Origin of the sequence: Leucobacter komagatae (assembly GCF_006716085.1) — a bacterium.
Classification (GTDB): Bacteria; Actinomycetota; Actinomycetes; order Actinomycetales; family Microbacteriaceae; genus Leucobacter; species Leucobacter komagatae.
Window position 1 is genome coordinate 1,604,293 of sequence record NZ_VFON01000001.1, and the last position, 12,312, is coordinate 1,616,604.

Here is a 12,312-nt window from a genome sequence, read left to right on the forward strand (position 1 = left end):
TTGGGGGTACACGGACCATAGATCCCGATTCCCAGGAGCAGTGAAGCGAGTGACACCTCAGCCTTCGGCACAGCACCCCCGCCCATCCGGCACCCCCGTGCCTCCCCTCTTCCCGGGGCCGCTCACATTCGGAGCGATTTTCTCGCGCGGGTTCTCTGCGGTCGCTCGCAATCCAAAGCCACTCGTGCTCTGGGCGATGCTCCTGCCCCTCGCGGTTCACCTGCTGTTTGCGATCCCTACGGCGCTCTCTGATGCCGCGGGCCTCAACGACGAGCCGAGCCCGAGGTACGACTCAGCCACAGTCGGCATCCTCCTTCTGACGCTACTATCCTCGGTTGTCTACTACGTCGTCTCAGTGTTGGGCGGCGCGGTGCTACAGGGCTACGTCGCGAATAGCGTGAGATTTGAGGCGCTCGGGCACCGCGGCACCCCGGCCGAGCTCTGGGCGGCGACCCGCCCCGTGTTTGGCAGACTTGTTGGCTACGGCGGCCTCGTCATCGCGTTCGCAATCGCATTGGGCATTGCCGCTGGCATCGCGGGTGTGATTGCCGGCATCATATTCGGTCTGGTCGCTGGCCTAAGTCAGGCAATGGCGCCCGCCGTAGTGCTTCTCGTACTACTCCTCCTGGGCATTTTTGTCCCGATCTTGTGGTTCTCGGCGCGCATTTCAATCGCGCCCGCAATCATCGTCTGCGAGCGCACCTCAGCTTGGAACGCGGTTCGCCGGGCCTGGAGCCTGACCCGCGGCCGAGGCTGGCGCGTCGTCGGGCTATATCTCTTGCTGGGGCTCGTTGCAGCCGCTGCCGCAGGCATCCTGGTTTTGCTGTTCTGGGGCCTCACTCAGGCACTCATGCCCAGCCCGGCCGGGGAGACCGGCATCACCGGCCCACGCTTCCTCGCGTCGTACCTTGCAGGGCTACCGGTGGTGATTTCAGGGGCCGCGATCCTGCCGGTGACGGCAGCCGCGACGGCCAATGTGTACCTCGACGCGCGCACACGACAGGATCCTCTCGCTGCGTCCCTGTACCAGTACCACGCGGCCCGCGCCGCGGGCTACGCACCCGCGCAGCTCGCAGATCCGTTCGTCACCGTGCCGCCGGGCTCCCACCTCGGCTAGCGGCGCCACCGTGTCGAACCGTCTCAGCAAATCCGAGGTTTGCTGCCAGGGACTGGGCAGGCTCGCCGGATACTGTGGCTCCTATGACTTCGAAGCCCGCGGCCCCAGGAATCATCTGGGCGACCGTCGCGATCCTCGCGGTAGCCGGGCTCGGCGCATACCTGCACTTCGGCCACACGGGACCGCTCCCGCTCGACGAGTCTTGGCGAGACGCGGTGCGACTGAATCCACGATCCGCGGCGTTCACCGTCGCCGCGTTCCTCGCTGAGATCGGTTCCAGTGTCGGCGTTGCCGCCTGCGGCGCGGTGGCATGCGCGCTCCTACTGACGCGCCGCTTCGGCAGGGAGGCCGCCGCGATCGCGACGGCCCTGATCCTCGGCGTCGTTCTCTCCGAGACGATAAAGCTGCTCGTCGCGCGCCCCCGACCGATGGAGGCGCTCTACCCGTGGGATGGGTATTCGTACCCATCCGGCCACTCAATGGGCGCGGCGGCGCTCGCGGTCTCGCTCGCGTACGCCGTCGCCTCCGTTCAGCGGAGTGGCGCTACGTTCGTGAGCTGCTCAACGATCACATGGATGTGGATCGCGGCCGTCTCCTGGACCGCAGCAATGATGTGGAGCAGAACTGCGCTCGGTGTGCACTGGCTGAGCGACACCGTAGCGGGGGCAATTATCGGGATCGCCGCGGCCGTCATCGCCCAGCGACTCTGGCGGCGACGCGTGTTGCCGCAGTAATCCACAGGCTGCTGCCCCGCCGCCCACTCGCAGCTGGAAGAACGTAAGATTGGCGGCATGAGTGAGACCCAGCAGACCGAGACCCCAAGCATCCGCATCTTCGGCGCTGATTGGTGCGGCGACTGCCGCCGCGCAAAGCGCGTGTTCGGCGAAGCACAGGTTGCCTACGAGTGGATCGACCTCGTCGAGACGCCCGAGGCGGCAGACGTCGCTGCCGACATCAGCGGCCGTAAGAACATTCCCGTCATCACCTACCCCGACGGCACCCACCAGGTCGAGCCGAGCGACGCAGACATGCGCGCGAAGCTCACCGAGCTCGGGCTGGTGTGATCCTCCCCCCGCCCGTCACGCTTGCCTCCGGGCGCACCGCTTCGATCGAGGCCGACAAGTGGGTTGATGGCGCCATTGAACTCGTCATCGACGGCACGCCGCAGTCGCACGTCAACCTGCGCGACCCATCAGACCTGTTCTTCGAATACATGCGGCGCATCGGTCACGTCATTGACTTGTTCCGACCCGCCGGCGCCCCGATCTCTGCGCTGCACCTTGGGGGCGGAGCATTCTCGCTCCCCCGCTACATTGAGGCGACGCGCCCCGGGAGCAGGCAGCAGGTCGTTGAGCTTGAGAGCGCCCTCGTCGATCTGGTCCGCGAAGCCGCGCCCCTGCCGAAGCGCGCAAGTATCCGAGTCAGGCACGGCGACGCGCGCGCCGTGCTCGGCAAGCTGCCCGCCGGCATGCACGGCGCGATGGATCTCATCGTCGTTGACATCTTTTCGGGCTCCCAGACTCCCGCGCACGTCTCCAGCGTGGAGTTCTATGAGCTCGTGCGCCCGCTCCTCGCGCCGCACGGTGTCGTCGTTGTGAATGCTGCAGACGGCACGGGGTTGCCCTTCGTGCGGGGCCAGCTTGCGACCCTCAAGTCGCTGTTCAGCGAGGTCGTCGCTGTCGCAGAACCGCAGGTCTTGAAGGGCCGCCGCTTCGGCAACGTTGTCATCATTGCGTCGAACTCCCCCGCAGACTCGCCTGTTGGCGAGCTCGACTGGCTGCCCCGGCTGCTCGCGGGCGGCCCGCACCCCGCGCGGTTACTTGAGGGCCAGGAGCTCAGTGGGCTTATCGGTTCGACCAAGCCCGTCACTGACGCGACGGCCGTCGACTCGCCCGCGCCCTCGCCCGGCATTTTCGGTGCGTAGCCGTGAGCGAGCTGCATCGGGTGAGGCACTGGGCTGAGGCGCTGATCCGTCACCACCTCGACCCGTTGTTCGGCGCAGGCTCGTGGACGTTTGCGTTCGACAACGCGAAGCGCCGTGCCGGGCTCTGCAACTACACGGACCGCCGCATCAGCGTCTCAAAGTACCTCGCAGAAAAGTTCGACGATGACGAGGTCCACCAGATCTTGCTCCACGAGGTCGCGCACGCGATCGCCGGGCCCGCCGCCGCGCACGGCCCGAAGTGGGCGCGCATCGCTCGCGACCTCGGGTACGTCGGCGGGCGCACCCACCAGGGTGAAATCGCGCACGAGCGCGCGCCGTGGGTGGGGCACTGCCCTGGCGGGCACGAGCACTACCGCTTCCGAAAGCCGGTGCGGGAGGCTTCATGCGCGAAGTGCGCCCGGGGCTTCTCGCGTGCGCACCTCATCGTCTGGGAGCGCCGCGCCGCGTAGGGTGGGGCTTTCCCGCCGCTCCGCTTCACCTCGCCCCGCTCTGCCGCCTCGCTCCGACCGCCGCCCCATTCCACCCCAAATAATCGCCTGGGCATCAAATAAGCCCGGAGTTTGAGGTGCTTCAGAATAATTGGGGCGAATGGACGGGGCCGAGCACCAGCACCAGCACCAGCACCAGCCGTCGGCCGTCAGCCGTCAGCCGTCAGCCACCAGCAGGGCTCAGCAGCCGACCGTGCTCAGCACCTGGCGCAGCAGCTCGCCCCGCCCGCCCGGCAACTCATTGAGCGTGTCGGCGGCGAGCGCGTCCTCCGGCGTCATCCACGTCACCTCGAGGGCATCCTGCCTCGGGTCGCAGCTGCCCGTCACCGGCACCACATACACCAACGAAACCGCGTGCTGCCGCTCGTCGACGTACTGGGAGATGCCGGGCATCGGGAAGTACTCGGCAACCTGCGCGGGCATGAGCGTGGTCGGCATCTGCGGAAACGCCATCGGCCCGAGGTCGTTCTCGAGGTGCCGGAAGAGCGCCTCGCGCAGCGGCTCGCCGAACCTCACGCGGCCAGAGACGAACGCCCGCGTGAGGTGCCCTTCGGCAGTGCTGCGCAGCAGCAGCCCTACCTCGATGACCTTGCCGAGGCCGTCGAGCCTGACGGGCACGGCTTCAACGTAGAGCACCGGCGTCCGGCCGCGCACGAACTGCAGTTCTTCCTCGTTCAGCCAGCCCGGGTTGCCCGCGGGCGCGGGGCGATCCTCCGGGCCGTCGGGGTCTGGGAGGTCAGGGAGGTCTGCGGTTCCTATCGCCATGCTCTCATTCTGCCAGGCTGACCCGAGTTTCAGGCCTTTGCGCCGGTTATCGTTCGAGCACGGTCACGTCGGGCCCAAGAATACTCGCCGTTGCGGCGTACTGATCCTCGGCCGTAACTCCAAAGCGCGCCTGCCCGAGCAGGTCTGCCGAATCCGCGAGCGGTGTGAGCGACAGCTTGTGGCGGGCCGCAAGGTCACCGGCGGCCTCCTGCTCCGCGGTCCATTCGTAGTGCATGTACGTCGGAATCGCCGTCGGGTTCTCGATCTGCACGCGCCCGTCTGCGTCAGTGGTGACGTCGAACCCGGCGATGATGCCGGTGCGCTGGTCGAGCTCGAGCTGAGTGCTCAGCATGTTGCCGATTGAATACCAGACGAGCGTCTTCCCGCCATCAACCCGGTCGAGCCAGGTCACGGGCTGCAGCACGTGGGGACCAGTGCCGACGACAACGTCAGCGCCCAGGCCGGCAAGCTTCGCTGCGAAGGCGCGCTGCGCATCGTTCACCTCGTGCGAATCCTCGGTGCCCCAGTGCGCCGAGACGATCACGACGTCGGCCTTCTCGCGGGCCTGCGTCATGAGCTTCTGCACGAGCGCGTCGTCGTCCATGAAGTTCATCGAGACCCTGTCGACCGGCGCGTTCGAGAACTCGGCGAACGAGACGAGCGCGAACGTCTTACCGTCCTGTTCAAGCACCGAAACGGCTCCCTGCTCGTCAGCGCTACGGTTCGCACCACTCACGATCGCCGGGCTCAGCGCATCCCACGCAGCCCGGGTCGCGGCGATCCCTTCGGTGCCCTTGTCTGCGTTGTGATTCGTCGCGAGATTCACGAGGTCACAGCCGGCGGCCCCGCGCAGGTCGCGCGCAAACTCGGTCGGCGCGTTGAACGTCGGGTAGCCGCTCACACCGAACTCGACGCCCGCGCTCGGCACCTCCTGGTTGCAGAACGTCACGTCCGCGGCATCGAGCTGCGTGCGGATCCCTGCGAAGAACGGCGCGTAGTCGTACCCGCCACCCGGCTGCTGCGCGTTCTCGTTCACCGAATCGTGGGGCAGCATGTCGCCCATCGCGATGACGTGGGTCGCCTTCGGCGCCGCGGGCGGTTCCGGCGTCTCGGCGCTCGGCGACGGGCTGGGTTTCTGGGTGGGATCAGGATCCGGATCCGTCGTTCCACCCAACAGCAGCGCCGCCGCAACCGCTGCCCCGCCGAGCAGGAGCACCGCCGCGAGAATGATCGCGATGAGCCCCGCGCGCTTAGGGCGCCGCGAGGCCCGCTGGGAGGGGTCCGGTTGCATCATGTCAGCCACAGTTTTAGCTTAAGGCCTTCGTTAGGCTGATCCCATGAAGCTTCACGGTCTCGGCACGCGCCCGGATACAGCCGCCTCCGCGTCCCCTGTGAGCGGAGCAATGATTCCGAGCGAAGCTGGGAACGCAGCGCCGAGCTCGGCGCGACGCGCGCGCCGAGCTGCTGCCCTGGGCGCCGCGACACTCGTGGCATTGGGCGCCCTCACGGCCTGCGCGCCCGCAGACCCTGCTCCGCCCACAGCCTCGCCCGGCACGGAGGCCCCGAAGGCAGACAAGCCAGCGACCCCAACCCCGACCGCGGAGCCGCACGCATTCGACCGCGGCGCACAGTCGATCGACGACCCCGCTTCGCTCTGGGTGGTGAGCAACAAGGCTCGTCCGCTCAACCCGATCGACTGGGCGCCTGGCGACCTCGTCGCGACGAACGGCGTCGAGAACGAGTTCGCCCAGCCACTTCGGGAACCCGCGGCGCGCGCGGTCGAAGCGCTCATCGGCGGCGCGAAGGAGGCAGGCCACTCCGTCTGGATCATCAGCGCGTACCGCGACTACGCCACGCAGGTTGCGCTGTACGACGGGTACGTGAACCGCGACGGCGCTGCGGCGGCCGACAGGTACTCGGCGAGGCCGGGGCACTCGGAGCACCAGACGGGGCTCGTCGTTGACCTCGACGACCACGGCTCCTGCTACCTCGACGGCTGCTTCGGCGACACCCCCGCGGGTTCCTGGCTCGCGGAGAACGCCGCCGACTACGGCTTCATCGTGCGGTACCCCGAGGGCAAGGAGCAGGTCACCGGGTTCATGCCCGAACCATGGCACTTCAGGTACGTCGGCCCAGACCTCGCGCTCGAGATGCGCGACCAGGGCGTCACGACGCTTGAGGAGTTCTTCGGCCTACCCGCCGCCCCCGACTATAGCTAGCCGGCACGGCCCGCGAGTCGCGGCCCTGGGCCCCGCCCCGGTATGCGCTGGGCGCTACACTCGTGCGGTGACCATCCCAGCGAAACCGGCTCGCCCAGGCCCCATCTTCACCGTTGGCCGAGCGATCCTGCGGCCAGCGCTGTGGCTCCGCTACCGCCCGCGCGTGACGGGCCGGGAGCTCGTGCCGAGCACCGGGCCGCTGCTCCTCGTGAGCAATCACGAGTCGATGCTCGACACGATCCTTATCCCGTCGTTCACGCCGCGCCGGGTGCAGTTCCTTGCGAAAGCATCGCTGTTCCGTGGCGCGCTCGGCCGGTGGTTCTTCGAGGGGATCGGCGCCGTCCCCGTGGTTCGCGGCAGCTCCTCGACGGCGCAGGCGGCGCTCGATGCCGGCCGCGAGGTGCTCGAGTCAGGCAGCGCGTTCGTGGTGTTCCCGGAGGGCAGTCGGTCGCAGGATGGCAGGCTCTACCGGGGGCGCAGCGGTGCGGCGTGGCTCGCGCTCGAGACGGGCGCGACGGTCGTACCTGTGGGGCTCTGGGGCACCAATCGAGCCCTCCGCAATCCGCAGACGGGCCGCCGCGAACGCGTCGCGATCCTGTTTGGCGCCCCGCTCGACCTCAGCGACCTCGGCGCCCTCCCCGGAGGCCGGGCCCGGCGTGAAGCAACGGAGCGGATCATGGGCGCGATCCAGGCCCTCTCGGGGCAGGAGTGCGCAGAAAAGTTCGCCGAGGGCAGCACCGGCGCGTAGCATGGCGGCATGGACGCTGATGTCATTGTCGTTGGGGCCGGGCTCTCTGGCCTCGTCGCCGCACGAGAGGCCTACGCAGCGGGGCTGCGCACGATCATCGTTGACCAAGAGGGGCCGCAGAACGTCGGCGGCCAGGCCTGGTGGTCGTTCGGCGGGCTGTTTCTCGTAGACTCTCCCGAGCAACGCCGCCTCGGCGTAAAAGATTCGTTCGACCTCGCTTGGCAAGACTGGCAGGGCAGCGCCCAGTGGGATCGGCTCGCGCACCCCAGCGACGGAGCCGACAAAGCTGCCGGAGCCGACGAGGCTGCCGACGGAGCCAGCGGTGGCAGCCGCTCAGCCGCCCCAGACTCCGACACCTGGGGTCAGCGCTGGGGTCGAGCCTACGTCGAGTGGGCTGCGGGTGAGAAACGCGCCTGGCTTCGTGAGGTCGGCATCGACCTCACCCCGATGGTCGGCTGGGCCGAGCGCGGCGACCTCACCGCCACGGGCCACGGAAACTCCGTACCGAGGTTTCACGTTTCGTGGGGCACCGGCACGGGAGTCGTGCGCCCGTTCGTTGAGTCCGCTTACGAGGCAGTCGAGGCGGGGCGAACCGAGTTCAGGCACCGGCACAGGGTCGACGAGCTCGTCACGGAGGGCGGAGCGGTTGTCGGCGTGCGCGGCACGGTGCTCGCGCACGACGACGGCGACCGCGGCGCCGCGTCCAACCGCGTCGAACTCGGCGAGTTTGGGCTCCGCGCGCCGAGCATCATCGTCGCGAGCGGCGGCATCGGCGGCAACCACGACCTCGTGCGCGCGCACTGGCCCGAGCGACTCGGCGCTCCCCCGCGCGAAATGGTGACCGGCGTCCCCGCGTATGTCGACGGGCGCATGCTCGCGATCGCGGGGGCGGCGGGAGCGCGCCTGGTGAATCAGGATCGTATGTGGCACTACACCGAGGGCATCAAGAACTGGTATCCGGTCTGGCCGAGCCACGCGATCAGGATCCTGCCCGGCCCGTCGCCCCTCTGGCTCGACGCCCTCGGGCGGCGGCTCCCCGCCCCGGGCCTGCCGGGGCACGACACGCTCGGCACGCTGCGACTCCTGCGGACCACCCCCGACCTCGCCGAACACGACCACTCGTGGTTCATCGTGACGAGCAGGATCGCGGCGAAGGAGTTCGCCCTGTCGGGGTCGGAGCAGAACCCCGATCTCACGAACCGAGACAAGAAGCTCCTCATGAAGACACGCCTCGGCAAGGGCGCGCCGGGCCCAGTGCAAGCCTTCATCGATCGCGGCGCCGACTTCGTGACCGCGGCTTCGGTCGCGGAACTCGTCGAGAAGATGAACGCACTGACCGACCAGCCGCTCCTCGACGCCGCCGAGGTCGAGCGGGTGGTACGCGCCCGCGATGCCGAGTTCGACAACCCGTTTTCAAAGGATGCGCAGGCGATGAGCGTGCACAATTCGCGCCGCTATCTGGGCGATCGCCTGACGCGCACAACGAAACCGCACAAGCTGCTCGACGAGTCGGCGGGCCCGCTTGTCGGCATTAAGCTACACGTGCTCACGCGGAAGTCGCTCGGCGGGGTACAGACTGACCTGTCATCGCGGGCGCTCGGGGCTGATGGCGCACCGATTCCCGGCCTCTACGCCGTGGGCGAGGCCGCGGGGTTCGGCGGCGGCGGGGTGCACGGCTACAACGCGCTGGAGGGAACGTTCCTCGGAGGCTGCCTGTTCTCCGGGCGCGCTGCCGGCCGCGCGGTCGCCGCGGGTTAGCGCTCGCCCATGCAGACGCTTGCCATCTCGGAGCTCACCTCAGACCACTTGAGCTCGGCCTGCAAGCGCTTGTCCATCGCCTCGTCCGAAGAGACATCGCCCCCATCGGCGTATCCGATGAGCTCTTCGAGCAGCGTGTTGAGTTCTGCGTCGCCAGAGGCCCGCAGCAGGTCGCGGTAGTAGGTGCTGGCGTCGTCGAAGATCGACACCTCGGGCGCGAGCAGCGCAGTGCAGACGGCCTCGTTCTCGGTGCCGAGCCACGGCATATCACCAAACTCGGGGTCCCACTCGCCGTCGAAGCCCTCGGTCTCGGAGGAGTCGCCGTTGTAGTACTCGCTGCCGTGGTCGCTCGACCAACCGCTGGTCTGGGCCGCCGCGCCGAAGACGCCCATGAAGACGAAGAAGAGGATCGTGCCGAGCACGCTCAGACCGATGCGCACGTAGCCGATGATCGTCGCGGCGAGCGCGAACCCACGGCCGCCCTCGCCCGAGCGCTTGATCTTGTTCAGTGCGATGTGGCCGAGGATCACGCCGGCGATACCTGAGAAGAACACGGCGACGAACCCGACAATCGCGAACACGTTCGTGGGTGGCGGGCCCTGCGGCATCGGGGTTCCGACGGGGTAGCCCTGCTGCGGGTAGCCCGGCTGACCGTACGCCGGCTGTCCGTATGCGGGGACCTGGTATGCGGGATCCTGGTACGCCGCGGGCTGCTCAAATGCGGGCTGCCCGTACGAGGGTTGTTCGTAGGTAGGCTGCGCCGGGGGAACCTGTGCCCCCGCTGTCTCGGGGGTCGAAGCACCGCTGTCGGCGTTCCCGTCGAGAGGCGGCTGGTTTGGGGTCAGGTCCGGGGGCAGCTGAGTCATGCCCCAATTCTACGGGGCATTGCCTTTAGGCCTCACGGTGAAGGTACCGGGGCCCGGGCTAGTTGTAGTGTCCAGGGTCGTTGTTTGATCTGGACTCCGTGACAGAGACGAGAACCTCCGGGCAGAGTGGAGCTGCTACCACTACAGCTCTACACCGGAGGTTCTCGTGTCCCACGCTAACGCAGCCCTGACCCCACGCCAACGACTCCGCATCGCCCGCCTCATCATCAATGAAGGATGGACAGTCGCGCACGCCGCTGACTATTTCCACGTCGCCTGGCCGACCGCTCAGAAATGGGCTCGACGCTACGCCGAGCATGGGATCGCCGGCATGACCGACCGATCCTCTCGCCCGCACGCCCACCCGAACCAGACCCCGCGCCCGATCGTGCGGAAGATCAAGCACCTGCGGATCACGCGCCGACTCGGCCCGGTCGAGATCGGCGGTCTCCTGCAGCTTCCACCCTCCACGGTTCACGCAGTCTTGGTGCGGGAACGGTTGAACCGGCTCTCCCACATCGACCGGAAGACCGGGGAACCAGCCCGCAGGTACGAACACCCGCATCCGGGTTCCCTGATCCATGTCGATGTGAAGAAGCTCGGCAACATTCCTGACGGAGGAGGCTGGCGCACGGTCGGACGAGTCCAGGGTGGGAAGAACCGGGCTGCGACTCCCGGGAAGGAACGGAGCCGTAGGCGTGACGTGCTGATGCGGCACGCCTACGTGCACACCGTGATCGATGACCACTCCCGAGTCGCGTATGCCGAGATCCACGATGACGAGCGGGCCGAGACCGCGATCGGAGTACTCCAGCGGGCCGTGTCCTGGTTCCAAGATCGCGGGGTGCGGGTCGAGCGGGTGCTCTCGGACAACGGATCCGCGTACCGCTCTCACGCCTGGCGTGATGCCTGCAGCGGCTTGGGAATCACACCGAAGTGGACACGCCCGTACCGGCCGCAGACCAACGGGAAAATCGAGCGGTTCCATCGCACCCTCGCGGACGGGTGGGCGTACAGTCGGCACTACTCTTCAGAGCAGGCGAGACGGAAAGCACTTCCCGCGTGGCTGCACTACTACAATCAGCACAGGCCCCACTCGGCCATCGGGCAGCTCCCGCCAGTCACACGACTATCGAGCAACCTCCCCGGGCAGTACAGCTAGTAGAGCAAGAACTGGGCGGTCTCTTCGCCCTCAGCCCCGCCGGCTCCCGCGCTGAGGTGATACGAGGCCCCGCCTGCCACGACGGGGTCGCGGGTGATCTCGCAGGTTTCGGTGCTTGAACGGGTCCGATCCCACGGAATCGCTTCGCTCTCGAGCGTCTCGCCCGGTTTCAGCACAACGGGCAGCGACTCCGCGCCGGTCTGGCAGTCAGTCGACCGCCAGACGTCGTCGCTTCCGCTCGACACGGTGAACGACATCCCGGCGGTGCCGAGGTCGGCGACGCACGCGTCCTTGCCGGTGTTCTTCACGGTGAGTGAGAGCTGCGGGTACTCGCCCTCGCCGTACGAACCCTGGTCAGTCACCGGCACGACCTCGAGGGCGGACTGGGCGCACGCGACAGGCTCCCCCGCCTTCTTTGGGTCGGCCTTTGGGGTCTCCGCCACGTCGGAGGGAACCTTCACGTCTTTTGTGTCACTCGGTGTGCTCGACCCGGGTCGCACGACGATCAGCACGATGGTGGCGATGACCGCCACGAGCCCGAGCAGCACGATGAGCCTGCGGCGCACGTAGACGCTGCGGTCCTCGGGCCCAACAGGATCGCGCAGAACCGAGCGCGGTTCGTGCTGCTCCGACGGGTCTTGAGGTGGTCGCCTGGCCATGGCCTCAGCGTACCCCGCAAAGTCGCTACAGGCGCTTTAGCATACGCGTGTTGCCGAGCGTGTTCGGTTTCACGCGCGCGAGGTCGAGGAACTCCGCGATGCCCTCGTCGTGTGAGCGGAGCAGCTCAGCGTACACTTCCGCGGCCACGAGCTCGGTGTTCTCCCCGACCTCTTCGAAGCCGTTGCGTCCGAAGAACTCGGTCTCAAACGTCAGGCAGAAGAGCTGCTGCAGGCCGAGCCCGCGTGCGCGTTCCTCGAGCGCGAGGAGCACGGCGCGACCAACGCCCTTGCCGAGGTACTCCTCCGAGACGCCAAGAGTGCGTACCTCGCCTAAGTGCTCCCACATGACGTGCAGGGCACCGTAGCCGATGACCTTGCCGGCCGCGTCCTCTGCAACCATGAACCCGGGAACGGCGCCATACAGCTCGACAAGGTCTTTGCCAAGCAGAATTCGGCGGGCAACGAGGGGCTCCATGAGGTTCACGATCTTCACGACGTCGTGGGTCGTCGCGGGGCGGACATTGATAGCGCTAGGGTCGCTCACACTCATGCACAAAGTCTAGTCCGCGCCGCATACCCCACCGC

At 67.7% G+C, this 12,312-nt stretch carries 14 protein-coding genes; 9 read left to right on the forward strand and 5 right to left on the reverse strand.

The annotated features are described in order from the left end of the window. Positions 1–49: 49 nt before the first annotated feature. The 5 genes from FB468_RS07345 (at position 50) to FB468_RS07365 (ending at position 3,511) form a co-directional block, all read left to right on the forward strand. Positions 50–1,117, forward strand: coding sequence for a DUF7847 domain-containing protein (locus FB468_RS07345; protein ID WP_141886764.1), 1,068 nt, complete (start codon positions 50–52; stop codon positions 1,115–1,117). Positions 1,118–1,200: 83 nt separating this feature from the next. Beyond that, positions 1,201–1,851 (forward strand): phosphatase PAP2 family protein, encoded by a 651-nt coding sequence (locus FB468_RS07350; protein ID WP_141886765.1) that lies wholly within the window; start codon positions 1,201–1,203, stop codon positions 1,849–1,851. Positions 1,852–1,908: 57 nt separating this feature from the next. Continuing rightward, on the forward strand, positions 1,909–2,181 hold the full coding sequence (locus tag FB468_RS07355; protein ID WP_141886766.1) for a glutaredoxin domain-containing protein: 273 nt from the start codon (positions 1,909–1,911) through the stop codon (positions 2,179–2,181). Then, on the forward strand, positions 2,178–3,041 hold the full coding sequence (locus FB468_RS07360) for a spermidine synthase (RefSeq protein WP_141886767.1): 864 nt from the start codon (positions 2,178–2,180) through the stop codon (positions 3,039–3,041). The genes FB468_RS07355 and FB468_RS07360 overlap by 4 nt, the downstream gene beginning before the upstream one ends. Before the next feature lie 2 nt (positions 3,042–3,043). Next, positions 3,044–3,511, forward strand: coding sequence for a SprT-like domain-containing protein (locus FB468_RS07365; protein WP_141886768.1), 468 nt, complete (start codon positions 3,044–3,046; stop codon positions 3,509–3,511). A 219-nt stretch (positions 3,512–3,730) separates the two neighbouring features. On the opposite strand, the gene FB468_RS07370 is transcribed toward FB468_RS07365, so the two are convergent. After that, positions 3,731–4,315: a DUF4916 domain-containing protein gene (locus tag FB468_RS07370; protein ID WP_141886769.1), complete on the reverse strand. Its 585-nt coding sequence runs from the start codon at positions 4,313–4,315 to the stop codon at positions 3,731–3,733. A 46-nt stretch (positions 4,316–4,361) separates the two neighbouring features. Continuing rightward, entirely contained in the window at positions 4,362–5,609 is a 1,248-nt protein-coding gene (locus FB468_RS07375) for a CapA family protein (RefSeq protein WP_246055948.1), read from the reverse strand. Between the two features lie 43 nt (positions 5,610–5,652). Between FB468_RS07375 and FB468_RS07380 the strand changes: the two genes are divergently transcribed. The 3 genes from FB468_RS07380 to FB468_RS07390 all read left to right on the forward strand — a co-directional run bounded on the left by FB468_RS07380 (position 5,653) and on the right by FB468_RS07390 (position 9,040). Further along, positions 5,653–6,534, forward strand: a complete 882-nt coding sequence (locus tag FB468_RS07380) for a M15 family metallopeptidase (RefSeq protein WP_246055796.1) — start codon at positions 5,653–5,655, stop codon at positions 6,532–6,534. A gap of 67 nt (positions 6,535–6,601) precedes the next feature. After that, positions 6,602–7,282 (forward strand): lysophospholipid acyltransferase family protein, encoded by a 681-nt coding sequence (locus FB468_RS07385; RefSeq protein WP_246055797.1) that lies wholly within the window; start codon positions 6,602–6,604, stop codon positions 7,280–7,282. A gap of 9 nt (positions 7,283–7,291) precedes the next feature. Continuing rightward, a complete protein-coding gene (locus FB468_RS07390; protein ID WP_141886770.1) occupies positions 7,292–9,040 on the forward strand; it encodes an FAD-binding dehydrogenase in 1,749 nt (582 codons plus the stop codon). Here FB468_RS07390 and FB468_RS07395 read toward each other — a convergent pair. After that, positions 9,037–9,906 carry a DUF4190 domain-containing protein gene (locus tag FB468_RS07395; RefSeq protein ID WP_141886771.1) on the reverse strand — a complete coding sequence of 290 codons (870 nt, stop codon included), beginning with the start codon at positions 9,904–9,906 and terminating at the stop codon, positions 9,037–9,039. The two genes, FB468_RS07390 and FB468_RS07395, sit on opposite strands and share 4 nt — an antisense overlap. Before the next feature lie 166 nt (positions 9,907–10,072). Between FB468_RS07395 and FB468_RS07400 the strand changes: the two genes are divergently transcribed. Then, complete coding sequence (locus FB468_RS07400) at positions 10,073–11,068, forward strand: IS481 family transposase (RefSeq protein WP_141886772.1); 996 nt, start codon at positions 10,073–10,075, stop codon at positions 11,066–11,068. Here FB468_RS07400 and FB468_RS07405 read toward each other — a convergent pair. Both FB468_RS07405 and FB468_RS07410 read right to left on the reverse strand, forming a co-directional pair. Then, a complete protein-coding gene (locus tag FB468_RS07405; RefSeq protein WP_141886773.1) occupies positions 11,065–11,727 on the reverse strand; it encodes a hypothetical protein in 663 nt (220 codons plus the stop codon). The two genes, FB468_RS07400 and FB468_RS07405, sit on opposite strands and share 4 nt — an antisense overlap. A 25-nt stretch (positions 11,728–11,752) precedes the next feature. Then, positions 11,753–12,277, reverse strand: a complete 525-nt coding sequence (locus FB468_RS07410; protein WP_141886774.1) for an amino-acid N-acetyltransferase — start codon at positions 12,275–12,277, stop codon at positions 11,753–11,755. Positions 12,278–12,312 lie beyond the last annotated feature (35 nt).

Bases quoted from the DNA above. Each gene is read 5' to 3' on its own strand.
- FB468_RS07375 (WP_246055948.1), bottom strand. From the start codon at position 5,609: ATGATGCAACCGGACCCCTCCCAGCGGGCCTCGCGGCGCCCTAAGCGC.
- FB468_RS07350 (WP_141886765.1), top strand. From the start codon at position 1,201: ATGACTTCGAAGCCCGCGGCCCCAGGAATCATCTGGGCGACCGTCGCG.
- FB468_RS07380 (WP_246055796.1), top strand. From the start codon at position 5,653: ATGAAGCTTCACGGTCTCGGCACGCGCCCGGATACAGCCGCCTCCGCG.
- FB468_RS07405 (WP_141886773.1), bottom strand. From the start codon at position 11,727: ATGGCCAGGCGACCACCTCAAGACCCGTCGGAGCAGCACGAACCGCGC.
- FB468_RS07410 (WP_141886774.1), bottom strand. From the start codon at position 12,277: ATGAGTGTGAGCGACCCTAGCGCTATCAATGTCCGCCCCGCGACGACC.
- FB468_RS07390 (WP_141886770.1), top strand. From the start codon at position 7,292: ATGGACGCTGATGTCATTGTCGTTGGGGCCGGGCTCTCTGGCCTCGTC.
- FB468_RS07355 (WP_141886766.1), top strand. From the start codon at position 1,909: ATGAGTGAGACCCAGCAGACCGAGACCCCAAGCATCCGCATCTTCGGC.
- FB468_RS07395 (WP_141886771.1), bottom strand. From the start codon at position 9,906: ATGACTCAGCTGCCCCCGGACCTGACCCCAAACCAGCCGCCTCTCGAC.
- FB468_RS07370 (WP_141886769.1), bottom strand. From the start codon at position 4,315: ATGGCGATAGGAACCGCAGACCTCCCTGACCTCCCAGACCCCGACGGC.